The 23,411-nt window shown below is 73.3% G+C and carries 25 protein-coding genes; 13 read left to right on the forward strand and 12 right to left on the reverse strand.

Features of this window, described 5'->3' with window-relative positions:
- The first annotated feature begins 157 nt into the window (after window positions 1–157).
- Together DEJ50_RS31455 and DEJ50_RS31460 are read left to right on the forward strand one after the other, a co-directional pair.
- The gene (locus DEJ50_RS31455; protein ID WP_150211445.1) at window positions 158–1,126 is read left to right on the forward strand and encodes a hypothetical protein; all 969 of its coding nucleotides are present in this window, start codon (window positions 158–160) and stop codon (window positions 1,124–1,126) included.
- Window positions 1,127–1,147: 21 nt separating this feature from the next.
- Window positions 1,148–1,528: a peptidase inhibitor family I36 protein gene (locus DEJ50_RS31460; protein WP_150211446.1), complete on the forward strand. Its 381-nt coding sequence runs from the start codon at window positions 1,148–1,150 to the stop codon at window positions 1,526–1,528.
- Window positions 1,529–1,598: 70 nt separating this feature from the next.
- Here DEJ50_RS31460 and DEJ50_RS31465 read toward each other — a convergent pair whose 3' ends face one another.
- From DEJ50_RS31465 to DEJ50_RS31480, 4 genes are all read right to left on the reverse strand, one after another.
- Window positions 1,599–2,558, reverse strand: coding sequence for a hypothetical protein (locus tag DEJ50_RS31465; RefSeq protein WP_317852574.1), 960 nt, complete (start codon window positions 2,556–2,558; stop codon window positions 1,599–1,601).
- Window positions 2,555–3,097, reverse strand: coding sequence for a SigE family RNA polymerase sigma factor (locus DEJ50_RS31470; protein WP_150211447.1), 543 nt, complete (start codon window positions 3,095–3,097; stop codon window positions 2,555–2,557). The genes DEJ50_RS31465 and DEJ50_RS31470 overlap by 4 nt, the downstream gene beginning before the upstream one ends.
- A gap of 128 nt (window positions 3,098–3,225) precedes the next feature.
- Window positions 3,226–4,146 (reverse strand): glycoside hydrolase family 19 protein, encoded by a 921-nt coding sequence (locus DEJ50_RS31475; RefSeq protein ID WP_411757652.1) that lies wholly within the window; start codon window positions 4,144–4,146, stop codon window positions 3,226–3,228.
- Between the two features lie 131 nt (window positions 4,147–4,277).
- On the reverse strand, window positions 4,278–4,940 hold the full coding sequence (locus DEJ50_RS31480) for an HAD family hydrolase (protein WP_150211448.1): 663 nt from the start codon (window positions 4,938–4,940) through the stop codon (window positions 4,278–4,280).
- Window positions 4,941–5,309: 369 nt separating this feature from the next.
- Between DEJ50_RS31480 and DEJ50_RS31485 the strand changes: the two genes are divergently transcribed.
- Window positions 5,310–6,467 (forward strand): glutamate--cysteine ligase, encoded by a 1,158-nt coding sequence (locus DEJ50_RS31485; protein WP_150211449.1) that lies wholly within the window; start codon window positions 5,310–5,312, stop codon window positions 6,465–6,467.
- Window positions 6,468–6,559: 92 nt separating this feature from the next.
- Window positions 6,560–7,240: a pyridoxal 5'-phosphate synthase gene (locus DEJ50_RS31490; protein WP_190344803.1), complete on the forward strand. Its 681-nt coding sequence runs from the start codon at window positions 6,560–6,562 to the stop codon at window positions 7,238–7,240.
- A gap of 25 nt (window positions 7,241–7,265) precedes the next feature.
- Here the strand turns inward: DEJ50_RS31490 and DEJ50_RS31495 are convergent, their stop codons facing one another.
- Complete coding sequence (locus tag DEJ50_RS31495) at window positions 7,266–8,006, reverse strand: hypothetical protein (protein WP_150211451.1); 741 nt, start codon at window positions 8,004–8,006, stop codon at window positions 7,266–7,268.
- Window positions 8,007–8,311: 305 nt separating this feature from the next.
- On the opposite strand from DEJ50_RS31495, the gene DEJ50_RS31500 reads away from it, so the two are divergent.
- Together DEJ50_RS31500 and DEJ50_RS31505 are read left to right on the forward strand one after the other, a co-directional pair.
- Window positions 8,312–11,509 carry an amidohydrolase family protein gene (locus DEJ50_RS31500; protein ID WP_150212482.1) on the forward strand — a complete coding sequence of 1,066 codons (3,198 nt, stop codon included), beginning with the start codon at window positions 8,312–8,314 and terminating at the stop codon, window positions 11,507–11,509.
- A 106-nt stretch (window positions 11,510–11,615) separates the two neighbouring features.
- Entirely contained in the window at window positions 11,616–12,125 is a 510-nt protein-coding gene (locus tag DEJ50_RS31505; RefSeq protein ID WP_150211452.1) for a mycothiol transferase, read from the forward strand.
- A 32-nt stretch (window positions 12,126–12,157) separates the two neighbouring features.
- Here DEJ50_RS31505 and DEJ50_RS31510 read toward each other — a convergent pair whose 3' ends face one another.
- The 3 genes from DEJ50_RS31510 to DEJ50_RS31520 all read right to left on the reverse strand — a co-directional run bounded on the left by DEJ50_RS31510 (window position 12,158) and on the right by DEJ50_RS31520 (window position 15,484).
- Window positions 12,158–13,009: an arylamine N-acetyltransferase family protein gene (locus DEJ50_RS31510; protein WP_150211453.1), complete on the reverse strand. Its 852-nt coding sequence runs from the start codon at window positions 13,007–13,009 to the stop codon at window positions 12,158–12,160.
- A gap of 80 nt (window positions 13,010–13,089) precedes the next feature.
- The gene (locus DEJ50_RS31515) at window positions 13,090–14,286 is read right to left on the reverse strand and encodes an aromatic ring-hydroxylating oxygenase subunit alpha (RefSeq protein ID WP_150211454.1); all 1,197 of its coding nucleotides are present in this window, start codon (window positions 14,284–14,286) and stop codon (window positions 13,090–13,092) included.
- 154 nt (window positions 14,287–14,440) lie between these two features.
- Window positions 14,441–15,484: an aldo/keto reductase gene (locus tag DEJ50_RS31520; protein ID WP_150211455.1), complete on the reverse strand. Its 1,044-nt coding sequence runs from the start codon at window positions 15,482–15,484 to the stop codon at window positions 14,441–14,443.
- 90 nt (window positions 15,485–15,574) lie between these two features.
- On the opposite strand from DEJ50_RS31520, the gene DEJ50_RS31525 reads away from it, so the two are divergent.
- The 5 genes from DEJ50_RS31525 to DEJ50_RS31545 all read left to right on the forward strand — a co-directional run bounded on the left by DEJ50_RS31525 (window position 15,575) and on the right by DEJ50_RS31545 (window position 18,621).
- Entirely contained in the window at window positions 15,575–16,222 is a 648-nt protein-coding gene (locus tag DEJ50_RS31525; RefSeq protein WP_190344805.1) for a TetR/AcrR family transcriptional regulator, read from the forward strand.
- Between the two features lie 95 nt (window positions 16,223–16,317).
- On the forward strand, window positions 16,318–17,022 hold the full coding sequence (locus DEJ50_RS31530) for a beta-glucanase (protein WP_411757653.1): 705 nt from the start codon (window positions 16,318–16,320) through the stop codon (window positions 17,020–17,022).
- A 121-nt stretch (window positions 17,023–17,143) separates the two neighbouring features.
- Complete coding sequence (locus DEJ50_RS31535) at window positions 17,144–17,545, forward strand: GNAT family N-acetyltransferase (protein WP_150212485.1); 402 nt, start codon at window positions 17,144–17,146, stop codon at window positions 17,543–17,545.
- A 278-nt stretch (window positions 17,546–17,823) separates the two neighbouring features.
- Window positions 17,824–18,099 (forward strand): DUF6225 family protein, encoded by a 276-nt coding sequence (locus DEJ50_RS31540; protein WP_150211456.1) that lies wholly within the window; start codon window positions 17,824–17,826, stop codon window positions 18,097–18,099.
- 102 nt (window positions 18,100–18,201) lie between these two features.
- Window positions 18,202–18,621: a DUF3052 domain-containing protein gene (locus tag DEJ50_RS31545; protein ID WP_150211457.1), complete on the forward strand. Its 420-nt coding sequence runs from the start codon at window positions 18,202–18,204 to the stop codon at window positions 18,619–18,621.
- 43 nt (window positions 18,622–18,664) lie between these two features.
- Here DEJ50_RS31545 and DEJ50_RS31550 read toward each other — a convergent pair whose 3' ends face one another.
- Window positions 18,665–18,883, reverse strand: coding sequence for a DUF6458 family protein (locus DEJ50_RS31550; RefSeq protein WP_150211458.1), 219 nt, complete (start codon window positions 18,881–18,883; stop codon window positions 18,665–18,667).
- 231 nt (window positions 18,884–19,114) lie between these two features.
- Between DEJ50_RS31550 and DEJ50_RS31555 the strand changes: the two genes are divergently transcribed.
- Window positions 19,115–19,510, forward strand: a complete 396-nt coding sequence (locus DEJ50_RS31555; protein ID WP_150211459.1) for a hypothetical protein — start codon at window positions 19,115–19,117, stop codon at window positions 19,508–19,510.
- A gap of 39 nt (window positions 19,511–19,549) precedes the next feature.
- Here DEJ50_RS31555 and DEJ50_RS31560 read toward each other — a convergent pair whose 3' ends face one another.
- The 3 genes from DEJ50_RS31560 to DEJ50_RS31570 all read right to left on the reverse strand — a co-directional run bounded on the left by DEJ50_RS31560 (window position 19,550) and on the right by DEJ50_RS31570 (window position 21,751).
- Entirely contained in the window at window positions 19,550–20,374 is an 825-nt protein-coding gene (locus tag DEJ50_RS31560; protein ID WP_150211460.1) for a MerR family transcriptional regulator, read from the reverse strand.
- 100 nt (window positions 20,375–20,474) lie between these two features.
- Window positions 20,475–20,750: an isoamylase early set domain-containing protein gene (locus DEJ50_RS31565; protein WP_150211461.1), complete on the reverse strand. Its 276-nt coding sequence runs from the start codon at window positions 20,748–20,750 to the stop codon at window positions 20,475–20,477.
- A gap of 122 nt (window positions 20,751–20,872) precedes the next feature.
- On the reverse strand, window positions 20,873–21,751 hold the full coding sequence (locus tag DEJ50_RS31570; RefSeq protein WP_150211462.1) for a dienelactone hydrolase family protein: 879 nt from the start codon (window positions 21,749–21,751) through the stop codon (window positions 20,873–20,875).
- A 227-nt stretch (window positions 21,752–21,978) separates the two neighbouring features.
- On the opposite strand from DEJ50_RS31570, the gene DEJ50_RS31575 reads away from it, so the two are divergent.
- Window positions 21,979–23,325 carry a serine hydrolase domain-containing protein gene (locus DEJ50_RS31575; protein WP_223837986.1) on the forward strand — a complete coding sequence of 449 codons (1,347 nt, stop codon included), beginning with the start codon at window positions 21,979–21,981 and terminating at the stop codon, window positions 23,323–23,325.
- The last annotated feature ends 86 nt before the right edge of the window (window positions 23,326–23,411 follow it).

A 23,411-nucleotide genomic window follows, 5' to 3' on the forward strand; every position in this document is an offset into this window, starting at 1 on the left:
AGGCCCGGAGCCCCAGGCCCCCTCACGTCAGCCGGAGTCATCGCCAGCCACTCTCCCGGGCGAGGAACCAACGTTTCGGCAGGGATGTCCCGTGTCCCGCCCGACGATCTTGGGGCAGCCTGTGGGCGTCCCGGCCGGGTTCCGAAGGGGAGGGAACATGCCACCACCGACTCGACGAGGGCGACCCGCCGGCCTGTCCGTGCTGGTCACCCTGCTGGTGGCCGTGCTGCTCACGGCCACCGGCTGTGTTGCCGACAAGCCCGGCGCCACCGACAAGCCCGGCACCAGCGGTACCGACCGTGCGGCCGATGCGGCCGGACCGGACCTGACCACCGCCGAGCTGCACACCCTGGAACGGGCCGAGCAGGTGCTCATCGGCCGCTGTCTGCGCGCACAGCACTTCGCCTATGTGGAGCCCGGGCCCGAGCCGGAGCCCGGCACCCGCAGGTTCCGGTACGTGGTCGATGACATCGCATGGGCCCGGTCGCACGGCTACGGCCTGGAACAGGAGCGCAGGATCGCCGCCCGGAAGGACGCCGACCCCAACGCCCGCTACTTCCGCAGCCTGCCCCCCGAGCGCCGCAAGGCCGCACTCGCCGCCCTGAACGGTGCGCGGCCCGTCGGCCTGTCGGTCGGCATGCCCGGTGGCGGAGTCGCGTCCGCCAGCGACAGCGGCTGCACCGCGGGCGCCCAGCGCAACCTGTACGGCGACCTGCGGAGCTGGTTCAGCGCCCGCCTCGTCGTGGCCAACCTGGCACCGCTGTACGTACCCAGGGTGCGGGAGGACCGGCGGTTCCGGCAGGCCGAGGCCGCCTGGGCCCGCTGTATGGCCGGGCTGGGCCACCGGCTGGCCGGCCCGCACGAGTCCCGGCAGGCCCTGGCCGCCCTCGTCCGGGGCCTGCCGCCGGCCCGGGCCCGGACCGCCGAGATCCGCCTGGCGGTCGCCGAGGCCGAATGCGCCCGCGACTCGGGCCTGGCGAAGACCGCGGACGCCCTCGACGAGCAGTACGGGGCCGAGGTCCGTCACCGCTACGGCGCCCAGATCGCCACCCGGCTGCGACTGCAGCGCTCCGCCCTTCCCAGGGCGCACCGGATCCTCGCCGGGGCAGACCTGCCCTCGGCGTGACATGAAAGGAATCAAACCGTCATGTTCCGAATGAAGAAGACCCTTGCCGCGGCGACGCTCGCCGTCTCCGCCGTACTCACCGCCACCCTGCCGGCCGCCGTCGCCGTCGCCGCCGACGGCCACCTGTACGTGTGGGAGCACACCGGTGCCGGTGGCGCCGGCTGTCGCTGGAGCGGAGACGACAGCGACTACCGTTACAACACCGGCTGCGGCGACATGAACGACAAGGTGTCCTCCGCCAAGAACGACGGCTACTCGGGCAGTTACGAGGACGTCCTCTTCTACGAGAACATCAGCCGTCGCGGCTCCTTTGTCTGCCTGCCCAACGGCGTCTACTGGAGCAGTATGCCGGACGGCTGGAACGACCGCGCCTCCTCGCACAGCTGGGCCGACGCCTGCTGACACCCGGCACCCGCACCACCCCCAGCGGGCAGGCCCGGCCTGCCCGCTTCCCCCTCACGGCATCAGGGGATCAGGGGATCTGCTTGTCGTAGCTCCTGTCCTTGTCCGAGTCGTAGACCTCCTTGCCCTGGGCGTCGAACCCCTTGATCCGCGGGGCTGCGGTGACCCTGCGCTCCAGGATTCCGGTGGCGGCGAACCAGCCGTGGTCCAGGGCCGCCTCGACGGTGGTGCCGCCGTAGCTGACGGTCACCTTGGCGACCCGGTCGTCGACGGTGCCGATGCTGCCCCAGCGGTAGGGCAGCCTCCAGGGGCCTTCGGAGCTCAGCCGCTGCAGGAACAGCTTCCCGCCGTTCACATCGGGAACCACGGCGCCGCTGTCGGGGGTCCGGTCCCCGCCGACGGAGCTGTTGATCCCGACGTTGTCGTCCTTCTTGACGGTGCAGATCAGCCGGGTCTCCTTCGGTTCGGCCTTGACCGCGACGATGTACTGACCGTCACCCGGGGTGTTGTCGTTGCCGGTGGCCCGGTGCGCGAGGATGATCCGGTAGTCCTCCGGCTTGCCGAGGTCCGGCGCGCCGCTGCCCGCCGGGTGGGTCAGGTTGTAGGCCAGGCACTTCTCCAGTCCCGTGACCGCGTCCTTCATGGTGATCCCGTCGGCCAGCTGGCCGGGGGTCGCCGGGCCGGCGGGGCCGGCGGCCGGCGGTGGCGCGTCGGGGGAGTCGACCGGCCGGACCGGCCGGTCTCCGCCGCCGGGCCGGGACGGTCCCGCCACCGAGTCCCCCTCTGCCGCGTCGCCGCTCCCGGAGAACGCGAACGCCCCCGCCGGTACGAGGGTCAGCACGGCCAGCGCCGCGCCCGCGACCGCCAGCCGGCGGCGCCGCTCCAGCCGCCCCTGCTTCACGATGTCCGGGTACGGAGCGCCGACGGGCCGTACCGATCGTGCGTCCTGGGCCATCAGGTCCCGCAGGCTCGCCTCGAAGCCGTGATCGTCCTCGAATGCCCGCTCGTGTTCGTTCTGCCCCGTCATCATGCTGCCCCCTGCCGTGTCGTCGTCGTACGGACCGGTCCCTCCACCAGCTGCGCCAGCCCGGGATGGGCGCGCAGTTTCGCCAGCGCCTTGGAGGCCTGGCTCTTGACCGTGCCCGGGGAACACCCCAGGGCGTCGGCGACCTCGGCCTCCGAGAGGTCCTCCCAGTACCGCAGGACCACCACGGCCCGCTGCCGGGCCGGGAGCTCGGCCAGCGCGGTCATCAGTGCGTTCCGCTCCTCGGCCCAGGCCACGCCGGAGTCGCCTGCGGACGTGTCCGGCGGGGTGGCCGTCAGCCGCTCGGCGACCCGCCGCTTGCGGAAGCGGTCGCTGTTGCAGGTGACCAGCATCCGGCGGACATACGCCTCCGGGTTGTCGCTGCGCCACACCCGGCGCCAGGACCGGTAGGCCTTCGCCAGTGCGGTCTGGGTCAGGTCCTCCGCATCGTGCGGATTGCCCGTCAGCAGGTACGCCGTCCGTACCAGATGAGTCCATCGTGCGCTGACGAAGGACTGGAACTGAGCTTCTTGCTCGGCTTGCATCACACACCCCCTCGCCCACTTGACCACCACATTCCCGGATTCGGTTGCCCGGCCCGGGAAAGCCGGAGGGCCGGTGCACACCCACGGGGTGTGCACCGGCCCTCCGGGCACGGCCGGCGGTGAAGCCGTCAGCAGGTCAGGTTGTTGCCCGGGGTGACCCCCAGCAGCTGGGTGAACTGCTGGTACTTGGTGACCCGGCTCTGCACCTGCGCGGGGTTGCCGCCGTTGCACTCCAGGGCGCCGTTGATGGAACGGATGGTCTCGCCGAAGCCCGCGCCGTTGACCATGGCCGCGTGCGCGGTCATCGTGCCCGGCCCGTTCTGCGTGTTCCAGTACCACAGGGCCGTCTTCATGGCGATGGCCGGATCCTGCTCCACCAGGTAGGGGTTGGCGAGCAGGTTGATGCCCAGGGCGTCACCGGCCGCCTTGTAGTTGAAGTTCCAGCTGAGCTGGATGGGACCGCGGCCGTAGTACGCGGCCTGGCCGGCCGGGCAGCCGTAGGGCTGGGTGGCATCGCAGTAGTGGGGGTAGTTGGCGGTGTTCTGCTCGACGATGTGGACCAGGCCGCCCGTCTCGTGGGACACGTTGGCGAGGAAGGCCGCGGCCTCCCGGCGCTTGGTGGTGTCGTCGCCGGTCTTGGCGAAGCCGGGGTAGGCGGAGAGCGCCGAGACCAGGCCGTTGTAGGTGTAGAAGGGGTTCCGGTTCGGGAACATCTGGTTGAACTGGGCCTCGCTCACCACGAATCCGGACGGGTTGCCGGGGTCCGGGTCCGTTCCGCCGCCACTGCCGCAGCTGCCCTGGTCCGCCCAGACACCCCACTCTCCGGTGGTCCCCGGCGTCTCGCCCTGGGTCCACCACTTGGCCTTCCAGTTGTGGCCGTTGTGCGAGGCGGTCATGCCGCCGGTGTACACGGAGGACGAGGACCAGGCGGCCGTACAGGCGGCGGCTGCGGCGGAGTTCGCCGGGAGGACGACGGACAGGCCGGCGACCGCTGCACCGGTGGCGGCCAGGGCGAGGGCGCGGCGGCGTAGTGCGCGTACGCGTATCACGTAACAGCTCCTTGGGTGGGGGGAGTTGCCGTGGGGGCGGCAACGTCTCCCCACTCAAGCGAGAATGGTCTGAACCTGTCAAGGTCCAGACCAATCCTGACGCGATGTCATGCCACCGTGACGTCCCTGCGCTACGCCGTGCCGAACGGGCTCCCGTCGAGCCGGCGGAGCAGTTCGGCCGGGTCCCGGTACACGGTCCCGGCTCCGGCCGCCTCGAGATCGGCCTGCGGAATACCGCCGCTGAGCAGGCCCACGCAGGTGACCCCGGCCCGGGTGCCCGCCTTCATGTCCCACACCGTGTCCCCGACGAACACGGCGCCGGCCGCGGGCGCACCGGCCAGCTCGAGGGCGTGCAGCACCGGCTCAGGGGCCGGTTTCCCCTCGCTCACGTCATCGGCGCTGGCCGTCGCGGTGATGGCCTCGTCGGCGTCGATGGCCTTCCGCAGGGCCGCCAGCTCCGCTTCCCCCGCGGAGGTGACGAGCACGACCCGCCAGCCCCGCCGGTCCAGTTCGCGCAGCAGTGCGCCGGCCGAGTCCAGGGCCGGCAGCCGGTCGAAATACGCGCCGTAGAGGACGTCGTGCGCGGTGCTCAGCCGGTCGTCCCCGCCGGTGTCGCGGTCGTCGCCGAGCAGATGGGCGAGCAGATCCGCCCCGGGCAGGCCGATCGCCCGGTGGATGTCGTGCATCGCCACCTTGTGGCCGGCCTGGCGGAACGCTTCCCACCAGCATGTGACGTGCAGGTGATTGGTGTCGGCGAGGGTCCCGTCGACATCGAAGAGCGCGGCCCGGTTCATGTCTGCCTCCCGGCTTCGATGCCGACGATGTACAGGCGGCCGGTACGGGCGCCCCCGCCGCGGACAGCAGTCCCCCGGCCCGCAGGGCCGGCAGCACGACGGCGGTGATCGGACGCATGACCCGAGCATGCACCGTCGCCCGCCGCCGACCGGCCGACGGCGCCGGCGACACGCCGGACGACGGCGTTCCGCCGCCCCGCCCCCGCCCCGCCGCCGCCCCGCCCCCTTCCCGCCCCCTTCCCGCCGCCGTCGGATCCTCCGAAGCGCCGGCCGGGACGGATGAGGCGGCGCGGGCGGGGTATCCGCCTCCTGCCCAGCCGACGCAGCGCAGGCCGGCACCCGGCTGCCGTCCCCCGAGAGGAGCCCCGGATGGCCCTGACCGCTCCCCAGCGGGGAGCCGTGGAGCAGGCCCTCACCCGGCCCGCCACCCCACAGCTCACCATGGGTGTGGAGGAAGAGTTCCTGTTGGTGGACCGCCGCAGCCGCGCCCCGGCCGGCCGTGCACCCCGCGTCATCGACGCCGCCCGGCCGCTGCTCGGCATGCAGGTGCAGCGGGAGTTCTTCACCGTCCAGGTGGAAGCCTGTACCGCCCCGACCGCCAGCCTCACCGCGATACGGGAGGAGCTGGCCCGCAACCGGGCCGTGCTCCGCGCCGCCGCGGCCGGTGAGGACTGTCTCCTCGTCGCCTCGGGAACGGCCGTGATCCCATCGGACGGCCCCCTGACCGTCACCGAGGGTGCCCGCTACCAGCGCATGAGCACCCGCTACGCCGCCGTCCTCGGCGCCCGCGACCGGGTGGTGTGCGGCTGCCACGTCCACATCGGCGTCACCTGCCGCGCCCAGGCCCTGGCCCTCGCCAACCACCTCCGGCCCTGGCTGCCCGTGCTCCAGTCCATCGCCGCCAACTCGCCGTACAGCCGGGGGAGGGACACGGGGTACGCGAGCCGGCGGGCCGTCGATCATGCCCGCTGGCCGACCGTGGGTCCGGCCCCCGTTCTGGACGAGGACTCCTACGAACGCCTCGCGAACGCCCTCGTCCGCGGCGGAACGCTGCTCGACCGGGCGATGATCTACTGGTACGCCCGGCCCTCCGAGCACGTACCGACGGTGGAGATCCGGGTCGCCGACAGCAACGCCGACATCGAAGTGACCGTATTGCTGGCGGCCCTGGTCCGGGGCCTGGCCACGGCCCTGCTCCCGGAGGCCGACCGGGGCGGCCCGCCGCCGGTTCCGCCGTGCGAGCTGCTGTGCGCGGCCCACCGGCAGGCGGCCCGGCACGGGCTGGAAGGCGCCGGCCTGGACCTGGCCACCGGCCTGCACGTGCCCGCCTGGCATCTGGTCGACCGGCTCCTTGTCCGGGCGGCACCGGGCCTGGAGGCGGCCGGCGACCTCGCCCGCGTCGCCGGACTCCTCGACCGGCTCCGCACCACCGGCACCGGCGCGGCCCGCCAGCGCGAGGCGTTCCGGCGCCACGGCCGGCTGTCCGACGTGGTGGACGGCCTCGCGAGGACCACGGCCGCCGCCTGACGCGGTCCGCCCCGCCCGCCCCGCGGCAGCCCGCTCGGCCCGGCTCAGCCCGCCCGGCCCGGCCAGCGGCAGGCGGTGGCCCATGGTGTTCCATGGCCCCCATGAGCACTGACGGCACCCGCGACTTCCACGAGACCCTGCACTCCCTGCGCGTGTGGGACACCGAGCTCCCCGCCTTCGACACCGCCGCGGCCCCCGCCGAGCCGCTGCCGCTGTTCCGGGAATGGTTCGTCCACGCCGCCCGGGCCGGACAGACCGAGCCGCACACCATGGGCCTGGCCACCGCGGATGCCGAGGGGCGGCCCGACGTACGCATCCTGATGCTGCACGACGCCGACGAGCGCGGCTGGCACTTCGCCTCGCACTCCACCAGCACCAAGGGCCGCCAGCTCGCGGACCGCCCCGATGCCGCCCTCCTCTTCTACTGGCCCGCCGTCGGCCGGCAGGTGCGCATCCGGGGACGGGTGTCCGCCGCCGGCCCCGAGGAGAGCCGGGCCGACCTGGCCGTCCGCACCCGCGGGGCGCTCGCGGCGGCCCTCACCGGGCGCCAGAGCGAAGTGCTCGGCTCTGCCGAGGAGCTGGAGCGGGCTTCGGTCGCCGCCTGGGAGCGGGCCGGCACCGAGCCGGACGCCCCCGCACCCACCTGGACGCGGTACGTCCTCCAGGCCGCCGAGGCCGAGTTCTTCCAGGGCGCCGCCACCCGCCGCCACGTCCGCCTCCGCTACCGCCGGACCCCCGCCGGCACCTGGACCCGCGACCTCCTGTGGCCGTGACCCGCCCGGAGGGCTGCCGGCGCGGCTAGCGCCGCGTGGTGGTGTGGGGCAGGGAGAGCGAGCCGACCCGGCTGTCGCTGTCGGTGTCCACCAGGGTCACCATCAGCGGCGTGCTCCCGGTGGCACCGGTGGCGAGCGCGCGCAGCCGGAACCGTTCGGTGCGTACGGCGTCCCGGGCGAGCGGAGTGCCGCCCTGGAGCACTGCGGCCGGCAGGACGTCGTTGGCGATGCGGAGGGGGACCGTACGCCAGGCACCGGTGGCGGGGTCCCTGCGCTCCAGGAGGAATTCGTCCCCCGAGGCGGGCACATCGCCCGCCCGGCCCAGCAGGATCTCCATCTGGAAGGCGAGCAGCAGGTGCCCGTACGCCCGGGTGTTGCCGTTGCGCAGGGTGATGCCGAACTCCTGGGCGGGGCCGCCGCGGACCAGGGAGAGCTGCCCGCCGGGGGCCGACACCGACAGGGCGAGCCGGGTCGCGGGCGCGGGTGCCGGCGCCTTCGGAGTGACCAGGCTCGGGGACGGGGCCGCCGGCTTCGGCTGCGCGGCCACGGGCGACGGCGCCGCGGACGAGGGCACCGCCGTGGCCGTAGCCGTGGCCGTGGCCGTAGCCGTGGCCGCAGCTGCGCCGGACAGCGCGGTGGCGGAGGCAGGAGCAGAGGGGGAGGCGGGGCTCGGGGAGCCGCCCGCCTGCGGGGCACAGCCGGCGAGCGCGGCGACGGCCAGGAGGGCGGTCAGCGCGGGGAAGGCGGGGAATCGTCTGGCGGGCATGGCGCAGAACCGTACCGGCAGCAGGACCGCAGGTCAGGCCCGGAACGATAACGCTTCGGCCCCGATACCGTACGCGGCCTTGCGGCCCCGGTGGCTCCGCCGGTCCGTCTGACGGCGCGCAGGCTCGTGGTGCGGGGGGCCGCCTTGACCTCAGCCGTGACCGGCGCATCGCGTGATCGTTTGGGTGGCTGGCGGAGATCGTCCAGACACGAAGGCGAGTGGTCGGGGTGCGGGTTGCGCGCAGGACGGTTCTACAGGCGGCCTCGGCCGGTGCCCTGGCGGCCCTGCTCGGCCGGCCCCCGGCGATGGCCGAAGGCTCCGGCCCGCAGCCGGCCGAAGACCTGGTGAGCCTGCGGTTCACCCGGGCCACCAATGGCGCGGCGACCGCCACCGCCACCGGGGACCGGTTCGTCGCCGAGGTGCAGAACATCCTCTGGTCACTGCCCCCGGACGGCTCGCCCGCCACCCCGCTCACCCCGCCCGACCTGGAGCCCGGCCGTCCGGTGTTCTCCCCGGACGGCCGCCGGGTCGCGATGTCCGCCTACCGCGGCGGCGCCTTCCACATCTGGGTGATGGACGCGGACGGCACCGGTCTGCGCAGGCTCACCGACGGCCCCTTCGACCACCGCGCCCCCGCCTGGTCGCCCGACGGGCGCCGGCTCGCCTTCTGCTCCGAGCGCGGCGGAGATCCGGTGGCCGGCAGCCCGTACCGGATCTGGACCGTCCCCCTCACCGGCGGGCCCCCACGGCGGCTGACCGGCCTGCCCGGCCAGAACGGCCCCGGGCAGAGCGGCGAGTGGGAGGACTACGACCCGGTCTGGTCCCCGGACGGCTCCCGGGTGTGGTTCGTCCGAGGCACTTTCATCCCGGGCCCGGACACCCTCACCGCCCGGACCCTGGTCTCCGTCCCCGCCGACCCGGCCGGCCGCGCCGATGCCACCGGGCCCGTACGCACCGTACGCACCGAACACACCGCCACCGCCGGCCGGCTGCTCTGTCCGGCGCTCTCCCCGGCCGGCCGGACCGCCTGGCTGTCCGCCGCCCCCGGTCCCCGCAAGGCCGAGAGCCTGACCCTGGTCGTCGACGGCCGCCCGGTCGCCCTCGACGGGGACCTCGCCCCCGCACCGCCGCGCTGGATCGGCGACGACCGGCTGCTGATCACCCTGGACGGCCGGTTCCGGGTGATCCGCCCGCACCGGGACGCGACCGGCCGCGAAATCCCCCTCGACGCCACCCTGTCCGTACCCCGCCCCCGCTACCGGCCCAAGGAGTACGTCCTCGAAGCGGAACGCAGCCGCCCGGTCCGTGGCATCCACCAGCCCGCCCTCTCGCCCGACGGCCGCAGCATCGCCTTCGCCGCGCTCAACGCGCTCTGGATCGCCCCGGTCACCCGGGGAGCCGGGGGAGCCCCGCGGAAGATCGTCCAGGCCCCCGCCACCGCCTACCTCCAGGGACCGGTGTGGACCCCGGACGGCCGGGCCCTCCTCTACACCGACGACCGCGACGGGCTGAACGCCGTACGCCGCACAGAACTGTCCGGCACGGGCACGGCTGCGGGCACCGGCTTCGGCACCGGCCGGGACAGCGTCCTCGCCCCGGGCGGTCGCGTCCACGGGGTCCTCTCACCCGACGGCACCCGCCTCGCCGCCCTCGACCTCACCGGCCGTCTGACGGTCCGCGACCTCGCCACCGGTACCGAAACCCCCCTGGTCCCGGCCCTCGGCGGCGGCGGCCTGCCCGGCCCGCCCAGCTGGTCCCCCGACGGCCGCCACCTCGCCCTCTGCGACCGCAACCGGCTCAGCCGCCGCTTCCGCGAAGGCCACAACCTCACCCGGATCGTCGACACCGCCACCGGCGCCGCCCGCCTCCACGCCCTGGCCCCGCACACCTCCCTCTCCGACCGCTACGCCTCCGGCCCCGTCTGGTCCCCCGACGGCCGCTTCCTCGCCTGTATCGCCGAATCGGCCCTCTGGCTGCTCCCGGTCACCCCCGACGGCACCCCGGCCGGCCCGGCCCGCCGCCTCACCGACGAGCCCGCCGATCACCCCTCCTGGTCCGGGGATTCGCGCACCCTCCTCTACCAGTCCTGCGCCCGGCTGCGCCTGCTCACCCTCGACCCCGACGGGGCACCGGCCGCCGCCCCCCGCACCGTCCCGGTCTCCCTGACCTACCGCCGGCCCGCCCCCGTCGACACGGTCGTGCACGCCGGACTGCTGTGGGACGCCACCGGCTCAGCGCCCCGCGCCGATGTGGACATCCTCATCAGCGGCGGCCGGATCACCGCCGTGGAACCCCACCGGCGGGGCCGCCGCGCCACCCGCACCGTCGACGCCTCCACCGGCACGGTCCTGCCGGGCCTGTGGGACTCCCACATCCACCCGTACACGGACACCTACGGAGCCCGCCAGGGCGCCCTGCACCTCGCGTACGGCATCACCACCGCGGTCTCCCTCGGCGGCTCCGGCTACGAACAGGCCCGGCTGCGCGAGGACATCCGCTCCGGCCGGCTGGCCGGACCCCGCCTGCTGGCCGGCGGCGAGCTCCTCGACGGCTCCCGCGTCGCCTACAGCATGGGACGCGCCCACCGGACCCGGGAGGGCTTCGCCCGCTCCCTGGCCCGGGCCGTCGCACTGGACTGGGACTTCGTCAAGACGTACGTCCGCGCGCCCTACGCCGACATGGCCGAGGCCGCCCGCTTCGCCCACGACCGGCTGGGCGTCCCGGCCGGCTCCCACCTGTGCAGCCACGGCATCCAGGCGGGCCAGGACCTGACCACCCATCTGGTGGCCACCGAACGCGCCGAGTCCGGCCACGGAGCCACCCCGTCCGGCCACACGTACCAGGACACCGTCGAGGTGTACACGCGCGGCCGGTTCGACCTGGTCGCCACCCCCTTCACGGCCCTGCCGCTGCTCGGCGCCGACCCGGCAGCCGCCGCCGACCCCCGGGTCACGGGCCTGATGCCGCCCTGGGACGTGGCGGCCGTACGGACCGCCGCGGCCCGCCCGCCGACGGCCGAGCAGGAAGCCGCCCTCGAACGTGAGGTCGCCGTCTACCGGCGCGTCCTCGCGGACGGGGGCCGCCTCGCCCTCGGCACCGACGCCCCGCTCACCCCCGTCGGCCTCCACCTCCACCTGTCCCTGCGCGCGCTGCACCGGTACGGGATGACACCGGCCGAGGCCCTCACCACCGTCACCCGCACCCCGGCCCGTGTCTTCGGCGTGGCGGACCGGCTCGGCACGGTCGAGCCAGGCAAGATCGCCGATCTCACCGTCGTCGACGGCGACCCCTTCACCGATTTCGCCGACCTGATCCGGGTACGGGCGGCCCTGCGCGGCGGAACCCTGACGGAACGCCGGGCCCCGGAACGCGCCCGCACCGCGCCCCGTCCACCCGCCGCACCCGAGGACGGCTGGGAAGGGGTCCTGCACCAGATGCTCCGCGACAGCTGCTGCACCGGCCACCCGGACGGGCCCCCGGATCCCGCTGTTCCATACCGGTGAAGCCGGGTACCGGCAGCACCCCGGTACGGGGCGCCGCTGCCCTGCCCTCCCGCGCCCGGGACATCATGGGGCCGAGGCTACGCGCGGACGGAACGGGGCACGCGGAATGAAGGCGACCGAGGTACTGGCCGACGCGTTCGGGCGCATCCGGGAGGCCGTCCACGACGTGGTCGAGAACCTCTCCGAGGAGGAACTCCACGCCCGTACCGGCCCGGAGGCCAATTCGATCGCCTGGCTGGTGTGGCACCTGACCCGGATCCAGGACGACCACATCGCCGACGCCGCCGGCGAGGAGCAGCTGTGGCAGGCCGCGGGCTGGCGGGAGCGCTTCGGCCTGCCCTTCCCCGCAGCCGCGACCGGATACGGACACACCCCGCAGGAGGCCGCCTCGGTCCGCGTGGACTCCGGCGACATCCTGCTGGGCTACCTGGACGCGGTGCACGACCGTACGACGGCCTTCGTCCGCGGGCTCGCCGCCGCCGACCTCGACCGGGTGGTCGACGAGCGCTGGGACCCGCCGGTCACCCTGGGCGTCCGGCTCGTCAGCGTGGTGGCCGACGACCTTCAGCACGCCGGGCAGGCGGCCTTCGTCCGGGGCGTGCTCCGGAGCCGCTGACCCGGCGCACGCCCACGGCCCGCGGCCCGCGGTCAGTCGGAGTCGGTTCCGACCGGCAGCCGGGCGATCACCCCGGCGTCCAGCTCGATGCCGAACTCCTCGTCCAGCACCCGCTGGAGGTCCGTCACCTCGAGCTTCTGCTCGCTGCGGGTGCCGTCCGGCAGGACCTGGATCCAGTTCAGCCCGTCGATCAGCTGGTGCCGGTCGGCACTGAAGTGCTGGGCGAACAGGCGCTTGACGAAGGGGGACCGGGGGTGCGAGCCCACGAAATGGCTGCCGACCACATAGTCGATGGGGTACTGCGGAAGCAGGGTGAACGTGTGCCGGTCGAGCCAGCCGTCCGCCCCGTACTGGTGTAGCCACCACTCGTCGACACCGAGGACCCTCGCCCGCCGCTCCATCCGGAACCGCCAGCCCGCGAAATCCGCCTCGGCCCCGTCGGCGAGCTCGACCGGCCCCAGCGGGCCACCGCCGAATCCGACGTCGCACAGCCAGGTCCGCTCGTCGTCGGACGGCTGCACGGCCAGCAGTGCATGGGTGGCCGGCAGGATCTTCTCGTTCCCGAGGGTGACCCGCCCGATCAGCGCGGTGAACCGGAAGCCCAGCCTCTCCAGAGCCGCCGCGAACAGGGTCACGTGCTCGTAGCAGTAGCCGCCGCGCCGCGACCGTACCAGCTTGTCCTGGACGGACTCCAGGTCCAGGGGGAGCGGGATCCCGAGGACGGCATTCACGTTCTCGAACGGAATCGAGGTCACATGCGCCCGGTGCAGGGCCCGCAGCACCTCCAGCGTCGGTGTCCGCTGCCCGGTGTGTCCCAGCCGGCCGAGGTAGGCGTCGAGGTCCAGCGCATCGCCGTCCCAGTGTCCCCCGTGGTCAGTCTGCATCCTCGTCGTCCTTCACTGTGATGGATCGTCACTTTCCGTCGACCCTAGGCGACCGGGCCCCGGTGCGGGTGTTGGGTTGCTCACGTGCCCGCAGGGCCGGGGCCGTTCAGGCGGCGGTCGAGGTAGCGCTGGAACTGCCACAGCGGACGCTCCAGGTGGGAGAAGCGGCCCCCGGACGGAGCCGGGTCGGTGGCCAGGCCGCGCTGGACACCGCGGACGGCCACCAGGTCCTCGCCCTGGATCAGCTCCAGGGAGCTGCGCGATTCCTCGGCCCAGGCCTCGAAACCGGGCCGTTCACGGGCGGCGGCCGTGGTGAGGACGGTGGCGACGGCATCATGCCGGTCCGGTCCGGTGGGCAGCCAGCGCAGCACCGTCACACTGTCCGGCACCACGGCCATGACCAGGTGCGGGAACACCCCCGCGATGAGCATGCCCGCCTCCCCGGCTGCCCCGGCCGTGCCGGGAATCAGCGCGGCCGGGTCGGGCGGGGACTCCGCCCCCGCGGCGACCGCACCCGCCGCGAACGGGGTGTACATGGTGAACCAGCGGCCGTCGCACGTGTCGATCACGGTGTCCCTGCCCGGCAGAAGCGGCTCCAGGGTGGCGGCATGGGTGCCCATGTGGTGGTAGTTCTCCGAGCCGTTCTCCACCGCCACCTTCCAGTTCGCGGGTACGCCGTTCCAGCGCAGGGTGTACGCGGTCTGCAGCGCGCCGAGCCCGTAGGGCGCGAGGCGCTCGTCGAGCCCCGACAGCTGCGGAGCGAGCGGTTCGGCGTCCGGATCGAGGTTCACCATCAGAAAGCCGTTCCAGACCTCCACCCGGTGGCCGGGCAGCCGGCACGCGGCCCGGTCGAACTCCACCCGGTGCATCAGCGGCGACCCGGCGAGCCGGCCGGCGAACTCGCCGTTCAGGCGGTACGTCCAGGTGTGGTACGGGCAGGTCAGCCGCTTCAGGGTGCCCTGTGCCGGGGTGGTCTCCGGCGGCAGCACGTCCATGAAGCGGTGCCGGCAGACCCGGGACAGGGCATGGGGGGTGCCGTCCTCGTCGCGGGTCAGGACCAGCGGGACTCCGAGGTCGTCGACCCGGAGATACGAGCCGGGACCGGGCAGGTCCTCGGCCCGCCCCACGCAGATCCAGTCGCGCCGGAAGATGCGTTCCTGTTCACGGGCGTGGAACTCGGGCGCGGTGTACGCCCGGGCCGGCAGCGTTTCGCCCCGCTCCAGCGGGAGCCCGGCAAGCCGGTGCAGTTCTCGCAGCAGGTGGTTCAGGTCCGTCATGACGGGTCCGCCTTCCAGATCGCCCCGAGTCCGTTCCGTCCCCTGTCACGACGCTACGGACGGCGGGCGGCGGGGACATCGGGCCCGGGGCGAAGCCGGCACTGCATCCTTCGGCGGACCCGGCTGCCCGGCCTCCGCCTTGCGGACGATCCGGTCACCCGGCGGAGACCAGTGGCGGGTTGAGGCGGGCGAAGCCCTCCTGGCGCTCGTACGGGAAGTACGGGTACGGCGCCGGGCGGTGGCTCGCCGCATCCAGCCGGGCGGTCTGCTCGGCGGTCAGTGACCATCCGACGGCCCCGAGGTTCTGGCGCAGCTGCTCCTCGTTGCGCGCACCGATGATCACGGAGGACACCGTCGGCCGGTGCAGCAGCCAGTTGAGGGCGATCTGGGGGACGGTCCGGCCGGTTTCCGCGGCCACCTCATCGAGCGCGTCGACCACGTCGTAGAGGTACCCGTCCTCCACCGGGGGCCCGTAGTCCGCGGTCTGGTGCAGCCGGCTCCCGGGCGGCAGCGGGCGGCCCCGGCGCACCTTGCCGGTCAGCCGGCCCCACCCCAGGGGGCTCCAGACCAGGGCGCCGACACCCTGGTCGTGCCCGAGCGGCATCAGCTCCCACTCGTAGTCGCGCCCGATGAGGGAGTAGTACACCTGGTGGGCCACATAGCGCGGATAGCCGTGCCGGTCGGCTGCGGAGAGGGATTTCATCAGCTGCCAGCCGGCGAAGTTGGAGACCCCGACATGACGGATCTTGCCGTCCCGTACGAGCCGGTCGAGTGCGGACAGCACCTCTTCGACCGGGGTGGCCGCATCGAAGGCGTGCAGCTGGAAGAGGTCGATGCGGTCGGTGCCGAGCCGGCGCAGGGCGTCCTCGGTCGCGCGGACCAGCCGCGCCCCGGAGGTGCCCGCCGCGTCGGGGCCGTCGCCCATCGGCAGCCCGGCCTTCGTCGACAGCAGCACCCGGTCGCGCCGCCCCCTCACCGCCTCGCCCAGCACGGTCTCCGAGGCTCCGGCGGAGTACACGTCCGCCGTGTCGAACAGGGTGATGCCGGCATCCAGGCTGATGTCCACCAGCCGGCGGGCCTCCTTGGCGCCGGTGTCGCCCCACGCGCCGAAGAGCGGCCCGCTGCCGCCGAAGGTGCCGGCCCCGAAGGAGAGCGCGGGAACCATGAGACCGGACGTACCGAGCTGCCTGTACTCCATGACGAACCTCCACTGTTAATGGAACTTTCGACCCCTTAAGCTGCTCTCACGGTAGCAGTGATCGACGATTAATGGAACAGGAGTCCCGTTATGGTGGCTGGAGAGGCAGAACCGGGGACCGTGCGGCCCGGCGGACGGACGGCGCGGGTCCGGGCGGCGGTCCTGCAGGCGGCCGGAGACCTGCTCGCCGAATCCGGCTTCGGCCGGCTCGACCTCGCCGAGGTCGCCCGCCGCGCCGACGTGGGCAAGACCACCGTCTACCGCCGCTGGGGAACACCCGCCGGCCTGGTCGCCGACCTGCTGGCGGACATGGCCGAACAGTCCCTGCCGCGCACGGAGACGGGCTCCCTCGACGGGGACCTCCGCGCCAATGCCGACCTGGTGTGCCGCACGCTCGCGGACCCCCGCCAGGGTGCGTTGTTCGCGGCGGTGATCGCCGCGGCCACCGCCGACCCCGGAACGGCCGAGGCCCTGCACCGCTTCTACGCGATCCGGGTGGCGGAGTGGGCGCCCTGTGTCCGGCAGGCCGTCGACCGGGGCGAACTCCCGGCCGGCACCGACCCGGAGGAGGTGATCCGCGCGGTGTCCGCCCCCCTCTACTACCGGCTGCTGACCACCGCGGCGCCCCTGGACGAAGCTGCCGCCGCACAGGCGGCGCAGGCGGCGGCGGCAGCCGCCCGGGCCGGCGCCTTCACCCGCGGAACCCCCGAATCCGCCGGAAGTAATTGCTCCATGTGACGATTTGACAACATTGGGTCACCGTCAGGGGCGGGCGGCTCCTCCGCCGGGCAGAACCGGATGGGGGAGACACCCCTGGTGGAGGGAGGGCCCGCGTGCTCACCGACCTACTCGCCCGGATCACCGGCCGGCCGAAAGCCGCAACCGCACCCGTGGCATTCACCGCAGACTTCGGCTCCACCACCCAGTGGGTGGCCGGCCGGTCCTGGGCCTATCCGAACGGAGGCCCCGTCAATCCCAGGGACGACAAACTCGACCACCTGGTGGCCGATCCCGCGTACAGCCGCAGCGGCGTCTTCCGCGCCACCCGCCGTACCGACGGCAACTGGAACACCGGTCTGCTCACCACCGAGGGCAGCGAAGAGGAATTCCTGATGCAGGCCGGCGACCTGCTGGAGACCCGGGTGCGGCTGCCCGAGCAGACCGGCGCCTGGCCCGCCATCTGGACCTGGCGCGACGGCGATCAGGAGATCGACGTCTTCGAGTACCACCCGGACAACCCCGACCTGCTGGAACTCTCCAACCACGTCCACGGCGGCTCCCACCTCTCCTACCGCAACGCCGCCATCGTCCGCCCGGGCGCCTGGGTGGACCTGGCGGTGGAATGCGGCGCCCGGTCGGTGGTGTGGTGGGTGAACGGCACCAAGGTCTACGCGGACCGGCGCGGGGTCGGCCGGCGCTGGCGGGCCGCCCTCATCGTCAACCTGTCGGTCTGCGCGGGCCGCTACCACCCGCCGCCGCCCCCGGAGATCACGGAGATGTCCTACGAGGTGGCCTACCTGAGGGTGCGCCGGCCCTGACACTGGCCGCATGAGCCTACGAGACGTACCCGGAACCGAGTTGACCGTCCTGCAGGACCAGCAGCAGGACCAGCGGACCGCCGTCGCCGTCCGGCGTGCGGACGACTCCGATGCGGCCGGCATGGCCGAGGTGTGGCTGCGTTCCTTCGCCGCCGCCCTGCCGACCGTACGAAGGGCCCACGGCGACGATGCGGTCCGGGACTGGTTCTCCTTCGTGGTGGTGCCGCAGTACGACTGCTGGGTGGCCGTCGCCGGGGGTGCGGTGATCGGGCTGCTGGTCCTCGACGGCGAGGAGCTCGAGCAGCTCTACCTCGACCCCGCCTGGCGCGGCCGGGGAGTGGGCGACCGCCTCGTCGGCCTGGCCAAGCAGCAGCGCCCCGACGGGCTGGCGTTGTGGACGTTCCAGGTCAACGGACCGGCGCTGCGGTTCTACGAGCGGCACGGGTTCACGGCGGTGGAACGCACCGACGGGCGGCGCAACGAGGAAGGCGAGCCGGACGTCCGCTATGTGTGGCGGCCCTGAACCGGCCCGCCGGCCGGCGCGGTCCCGTCGGTCCGGGCCCTCCCGGTGGGGAGGCCGGGAGGGAGTGCGGATACGGCGGACCCCGCCCGGACGGGGGTGCTCGGGCGGGGTCGTGGGCTCTTCCGCGGGGGTCGGAAAGGCCCGCCGTGCGCGCACAGCATTGCACTATTTTCAGCCAGGCAACAAGCGTCTGGCTGGAATCGGTTGGCTGTGCGCCCGGGGGCCGACAACCGGCGCGGCGCACCCGGTGAGCAGGCCCGGGGCTCTACTGTCGGCGCATGGCAGACACGTTCGACCACGATCCCCAGGTATGGACCGCAGCCAGGCTCCGTGCCGCCCTCGCCGACCTGCCGGACGAGACGCCGATCCACATCGGCGTCGCGGACGGACCCGGCGACTTCGAGGGCTACGGCGAGTACGTCCTGGTGGACGCCGAGCCCATCGAAACGGACCTCGACCACGAGCCCGGCCACCCCGACGACCCCGGCCCCCACATCGAGTTCACCCTGTTCGCCGACGTCAAGGCCGGCGTGTACCACCTCGACACGGACTGACCGCCCCGTCGGGACCGGCCACGATCCCGCGGACACGCTGCGCATCTGATTGGCTACCGCCACGGGTGCGACAGGCGTGCCCGATGAGGCAAGGGACCGGCGATGAGCACAGCGCAGGACAAGCAGACCAACCCGGCCGCCCGGCTGGGCTTCCAGCCCGGCCAGGTCGTCCAGGAACTCGGCTACGACGAGGACACCGACCACACGCTGCGGACCGAGATCGAGATCCTGACCGGTCAGGATCTGGTCGACGAGGAATTCGACGATGTGGTCGACGCCGTGATCGTCTGGTTCCGCGCGGAGGACGGCGACCTCGCCGACATCCTGGTCGACGCCACGACCCTGACCGAAGCGGGCGCGCTGATCTGGCTCTTCACGCCGAAGAACGGACGGGACGGGTATGCCGAACCCTCGGACGTCCAGGAGGCCGCCGTGACCGCCGGACTCCAGCCGGTCGGCTCCGCCGGGGTCGGCCCCGACTGGAACGGCATCCGGCTGGCCGCCCCGAAGGCCAGGAAGTAGCGGAACCCCGCGACGCCCTGCCGGGCGGGCCGGCGGCCGGTGTTCACCTTCCGTCGCGGTGGGTTTCGTCGACCACCGGCAGGGCCGCGGCCGTACGGCGACGCTTGGCGACGCTGGAATAGACGGCGAGCCCGATGGCTCCGCACACCATCATGATGACGCCGACGACGTCCAGGTTCACGCCGTCCATCGTCCAGTCGCTCGCGAACGTGAGGACCGCGCCCACCACGATGAGCGCGATGCAACCGCCAATGCCTCCCATGGAATTCGCCTCCGAAGTCGGGATGGTCGTCCATGGGCGCGGCTACCCGCCGACGCCCCGGGGAAACGGTCCCGGGGGAACGGTCCCCGGGAATCGGCGGGCGCCCCGGCCCGCGTCGGCGGGCGTCATCCGGTTGGGCTCGCCGCGGCATGGGCTGCGGCGATCCGCGGACGGCGCTCCGTACGATGGCGCCCGGCCGCGTGTTCACCCAACGGTGGAAGGAACCGTCAGATGACCGTCGAGGAAAGCGCCCACCAGGTCAGCGTCCATCTCTCGGACTGCGAGCACGAGACCGCCGACACCGTCCTCGACGTCCTGCGCGCCGCATTCTCCGAAGTCCTTGCCCCCGAGCGGGCCGGACAGGGAGCGGGTGGCACGGGCGCGGTCCAGGCCACCGTGTGGTCGATGGCCGTGGACGCCCGCTCCCGCAGGGACCACGGCACCGAGCCGGCCGCCCACCTGGGCTCCCCGGTGACGGCGGAGCTCTACGGCTCCGCCGACCCCATCCGCCTGGTCCGCCAGGAGCTTCAGAAGGCCTTCGTCGTGGAGCACCTCGGCACCGTCCCCGGCGAACACGAGATGGAATCCCGGCTCCGCCTCACCAACCGCGAAGCCCCCGCGCACTGAGCGGCCGGACGGGGCGCCCGGACGGGGCGGGCCGTACGCTCAGCCGGCCAGCGGCACGGCGACGTCGCAGGCCGGATCGGCCGGGGCGAGCCCGGACCACTCCGCGAAGTACACCTCGCGGGGAGCCGCCGACGCCGTGCGGGCCTCGCCCTCCACCCACGTGTAGACCGCGTCGTAGGCGGAGAGGATCTGCGGGTAGGCCACCTGAGCCTTCGTCACCCGGGTGTAGGCCTCCGCATGGGCCGGCTCGATCCGGCTGGCCACCGGGAACTCGGCCGCGCGCGCCGGGTCCACCGGGACGCAGATCTCCACCGGGCCGTCACCGTCCTCGGTCACCTCTCCGTGGTAGACGACGAACGGGTGGCCGAAGAAGCCCCCGTGCGCCTCGGCCACCGCGGCCAGCCGGCCGAGGGCCGCGTGGATCCAGTCGGGGAGCTCCTCCGGGGTGATGTGCCGCTGCTCCGTGAGGACCAGCTGCTCCGGCACCTCGCGCTGCTGAATCTCGTACATGTCCAGGTTCCCTTCGTCTCCGAGCAGATGGTTGCGGAGGTGCGCTGCCAGCTCGCGCTGGGCCGCCAGGCGGCGCTCGACGCCGTCCCAGTACGCGGCCACCAGCCGGGCCGCCTCCGGGGCCGGGGCGGACAGGACCGCCCCGACCTCGGCCAGTGGCATGTCCAGCCCGCGCAGCCGCACGATCAGCCGGGCTGCGTCGAGCCGGCTCTCCCGGTAGTACCGGTAGCCGGTGCCGGGATCGACATGGTCGGGCGGCAACAGGCCCTGGCGGTCGTACAGCCTCAGGGCCTTCTGGGACAGGCGCGCCCGACGGGCGAACGCGCCGATGCTGAGCAGTGCGTCTTCCTCCATGCCCGCTACGCTCCCGTCTTCCCCAGGGGCAAGGTCAACCGCCCGGCTCCTGTCGGGGCCGGGCGGTGGGTGGTGGCGCGCAGGCGGCTCGGGGAGGGAATCAGGTGTGGAGCCGGCTGTTGGGGCCGTCCAGGTCCAGGACGCTGTCGTCGTTGAACCAGTGGTCGTCGGCGGCGAGGTAGCGGAAGGAATGCGTGCTCGAGCTCGGCAGCTCGACCGTCACCGCACGCATACCGTCCTTGCGCGGGCGCAGGGTGTGGGTGCCGGGCTGCCAGCCGTTGAAGTCGCCCACGACGCTCACGGGTCCGGGCGGCGTGTCGGCGGGCAGCACGAAGGTGACTTCGGTGCGGTTCTTGCGCAGCTTGCGCTCCAGCATGGCGGGCTCCTAGAAGGCTGGACGGGGAGTGGCCGGAAGCCATCCTCGGCCCGGCCGGACCGCCGCGCACTCCGGCAGATCCGTCCGGCGCGGGAACACCACCCACCTGCCACGCGCCGTACTCAAGATGGTGCAGTCCCGCTCGCTGCGGAGCCGTCCGCCCCGGCCGCCTTCGCCGTGAGCAGGCGGGCGCGGAACAGGTGCAGCACCTGGTCCAGCGCCGCCCGGGTGGGTTCTCCCGGGGCGTCGATCAGATGCTCGGTCAGCACGGAGTGCGGGGGGAGTACGCCCTCGGGGTTCGCCGAACCGTCGTCCAGCTCGACGGCGACGAAGGCGTCGCCCAGCTCGCGCCGCAGGAACGCGAACCGGTCACCGGGCACGAGCCGGTCGCCCTTGAACCGCAGCCCCATGACCTGGAGGCCCTCCCGCTCACAGCGCCCCCGTACGACGTCCAGTTCCGCGGCACCGATGTCGATCGTCCGGGACCGGCCCGCCAGGCCCGGCACGCCCGCGAGCGGCAGCGAGGGCTGGGACAGCACCGGGGCCACGATCCGCGGGTCGGTGGCCATGGCCAGGGCGAAGCCGCCGGTCAGGCACATCCCGACGGCCCCGACCCCCGGGCCGCCGCACCGCTCGTGCTCGTGGGCGGCCAGGGCGCGCAGCCAGGTCACGACCCGGGAACTCCGGCCCGTGGCCAGCAGGGTGAACTCCCGACTCACGCACACCTTCAGCACCGACGAAGCCACATACCGGCCGGCGCTCAGCGCGCCGTGCGCCGCGGGGCGGGGATCGCGGCCCGGCTCGCCGAACAGCACCGGGAGGACAGCCGTACAGCCGATCGCTGCCACACGGTCCGCGAACTCCAGCACCTTCGGCGTGATCCCCGGGATCTCGGCCATCACGATCACGGCCGGCCCGGTGCCGCGCCGGAGGATCCGGCGCTCGACGCCCCCGTGCGTGAACCTGCTCTGCTCGTAGCCGGCCAGGTCGTGGTCCGCCATGACTCTCCTCCACCGCTCCACCCGCAGGATCCGCCGTGCACGTACCGTAGTACGGCGTCGGCGGGATGCATGACGAATGTCATGACAATCAATGACAGTTCTACTCCTGGGGTTTGACGATCAGTCGGGTGCTGAGGCGAAAGGATCGAGGGGTCCGAAGCCATCCGGCACCCGATCGGCCACAGCCACAGGAGTAACCCGTGCAGCTCGTGCAGTCAGTGCAGTCAGTGCAGCGTACGCACGCCACCACCCGCAACGACGGCCGGAAGCACCGGGCCCGCAGGCCGGCCCCGGCCGCCGCCGTGCTCGCACTCGCCTTGCTGGCCGCCACCGCCCCCGCGGCCACGGCCGCCGACGGCGGCAGGATCGACCGGCTCGACCGGCAGGCGCTTGCGGCCGAGCTCCGCGCCGTACACGAGGCCGGTGTGTACGGCGCCTACTCCGCCGTGCGCGACGGCCACGCCCGGTGGAAGGGCGCAGCAGGCCTCGCCGACCTCGACACGCGCCGGCCCACCAGCCCCGACCTGCGGCACCGCGTCGGCAGCGTCACCAAGTCCTTCACCGCCGTCGCCGTCCTCCAGCAGGTGGCCAACGGCCGTATCCGTCTCGACCAGCCGATCGGGGACCACCTGCCCGGGCTGGTACCCGGCGAGCGCGGTCGCAAGGTCACCGTCCGGATGCTGCTCAACCACACCAGCGGCATCGCCGACTATGTGGCGGAGGCCTTCCCCTCCCTCAAGCAGGCCGACCCGAGCAGCCTGGACGAGCACCGCCACCGCACCATCGCCCCCACCGAGCTCATACGGCTCGGTGTCGGCCTCCCGCAGACCTTCGAGCCCGGCACCGACTGGGGGTACTCCAACACCAACTACATCCTGCTCGGCGAACTCCTGCGCAAGGTCACCGGCCAGGACCCGGAACGGGTCATCACCCGGGACGTGATCCGCAAGGCCGGGCTGCGCGACACCTGGTTCCCCGGCACGCAGCCGGCCGTCAGGGGCCCTCATGCGCGGATGTACGAGAACCTGCACGGCCTGATCGACCCGCCGCGCGACTACAGCACCTACAACATGACCTGGGCCGGCACCGCCGGTGCGCTGATCTCCACCCAGCAGGACCTCAACACCTTCTACCGCCGCCTGCTGGCGGGCGAGCTGCTGCCCGCCGCCCAGCTGCGCGAGATGCGCACGACCTGGCCGGTCAAGGCCCCGGACGGCAGTGTGGGCATGCGCTACGGCCTCGGCATCTACTCCATGGACACGTCCTGTGGCCCGGTGTGGGGCCATGACGGAGGCGTCTTCGGAGCCGGCACCTGGGCGTTGTCCACTCCCGAAGGGAAACGGCAGTTCGCCGTGGGCTGGAACCTGACCAAGTACCAGCGCCTCGACGAGGCCGGCCAACCGATCCCGCACGCTGCCGACGAGGCCATGGGCCGGCTGATGGAACGCGCCCTGTGCGGGACCGCTCCGGCCGCCGGCGGAACGTCGAAGGCGGCGCCCAAGGCGGCGCCCAAGCCGGTGCCCAAGCCCGCGCCCAAGTCTGCTCCGCTCCAGCGGATTCCGCTCAACCGCTGACGCGGCCTCACCGCCCGGGACACCGAAGAGCCCCCGGCCCCCGGGAATGAGCAATCCCGGGGGCCGAGTGCCATGGCCTTCGCTGA

Origin of the sequence: Streptomyces venezuelae (genome assembly GCF_008642295.1) — a bacterium.
Classification (GTDB): domain Bacteria; phylum Actinomycetota; class Actinomycetes; order Streptomycetales; family Streptomycetaceae; genus Streptomyces; species Streptomyces venezuelae_C.

Coding starts and splice junctions, on each gene's coding strand:
- DEJ50_RS31455 (WP_150211445.1), top strand. CDS start 158: ATGCCACCACCGACTCGACGAGGGCGACCCGCCGGCCTGTCCGTGCTG.
- DEJ50_RS31460 (WP_150211446.1), top strand. CDS start 1,148: ATGTTCCGAATGAAGAAGACCCTTGCCGCGGCGACGCTCGCCGTCTCC.
- DEJ50_RS31465 (WP_317852574.1), bottom strand. CDS start 2,558: ATGATGACGGGGCAGAACGAACACGAGCGGGCATTCGAGGACGATCAC.
- DEJ50_RS31470 (WP_150211447.1), bottom strand. CDS start 3,097: ATGCAAGCCGAGCAAGAAGCTCAGTTCCAGTCCTTCGTCAGCGCACGA.
- DEJ50_RS31480 (WP_150211448.1), bottom strand. CDS start 4,940: ATGAACCGGGCCGCGCTCTTCGATGTCGACGGGACCCTCGCCGACACC.
- DEJ50_RS31485 (WP_150211449.1), top strand. CDS start 5,310: ATGGCCCTGACCGCTCCCCAGCGGGGAGCCGTGGAGCAGGCCCTCACC.
- DEJ50_RS31490 (WP_190344803.1), top strand. CDS start 6,560: ATGGCCCCCATGAGCACTGACGGCACCCGCGACTTCCACGAGACCCTG.
- DEJ50_RS31495 (WP_150211451.1), bottom strand. CDS start 8,006: ATGCCCGCCAGACGATTCCCCGCCTTCCCCGCGCTGACCGCCCTCCTG.
- DEJ50_RS31500 (WP_150212482.1), top strand. CDS start 8,312: ATGGCCGAAGGCTCCGGCCCGCAGCCGGCCGAAGACCTGGTGAGCCTG.
- DEJ50_RS31505 (WP_150211452.1), top strand. CDS start 11,616: ATGAAGGCGACCGAGGTACTGGCCGACGCGTTCGGGCGCATCCGGGAG.
- DEJ50_RS31510 (WP_150211453.1), bottom strand. CDS start 13,009: ATGCAGACTGACCACGGGGGACACTGGGACGGCGATGCGCTGGACCTC.
- DEJ50_RS31515 (WP_150211454.1), bottom strand. CDS start 14,286: ATGACGGACCTGAACCACCTGCTGCGAGAACTGCACCGGCTTGCCGGG.
- DEJ50_RS31520 (WP_150211455.1), bottom strand. CDS start 15,484: ATGGAGTACAGGCAGCTCGGTACGTCCGGTCTCATGGTTCCCGCGCTC.
- DEJ50_RS31525 (WP_190344805.1), top strand. CDS start 15,575: ATGGTGGCTGGAGAGGCAGAACCGGGGACCGTGCGGCCCGGCGGACGG.
- DEJ50_RS31535 (WP_150212485.1), top strand. CDS start 17,144: ATGGCCGAGGTGTGGCTGCGTTCCTTCGCCGCCGCCCTGCCGACCGTA.
- DEJ50_RS31540 (WP_150211456.1), top strand. CDS start 17,824: ATGGCAGACACGTTCGACCACGATCCCCAGGTATGGACCGCAGCCAGG.
- DEJ50_RS31545 (WP_150211457.1), top strand. CDS start 18,202: ATGAGCACAGCGCAGGACAAGCAGACCAACCCGGCCGCCCGGCTGGGC.
- DEJ50_RS31550 (WP_150211458.1), bottom strand. CDS start 18,883: ATGGGAGGCATTGGCGGTTGCATCGCGCTCATCGTGGTGGGCGCGGTC.
- DEJ50_RS31555 (WP_150211459.1), top strand. CDS start 19,115: ATGACCGTCGAGGAAAGCGCCCACCAGGTCAGCGTCCATCTCTCGGAC.
- DEJ50_RS31560 (WP_150211460.1), bottom strand. CDS start 20,374: ATGGAGGAAGACGCACTGCTCAGCATCGGCGCGTTCGCCCGTCGGGCG.
- DEJ50_RS31565 (WP_150211461.1), bottom strand. CDS start 20,750: ATGCTGGAGCGCAAGCTGCGCAAGAACCGCACCGAAGTCACCTTCGTG.
- DEJ50_RS31570 (WP_150211462.1), bottom strand. CDS start 21,751: ATGGCGGACCACGACCTGGCCGGCTACGAGCAGAGCAGGTTCACGCAC.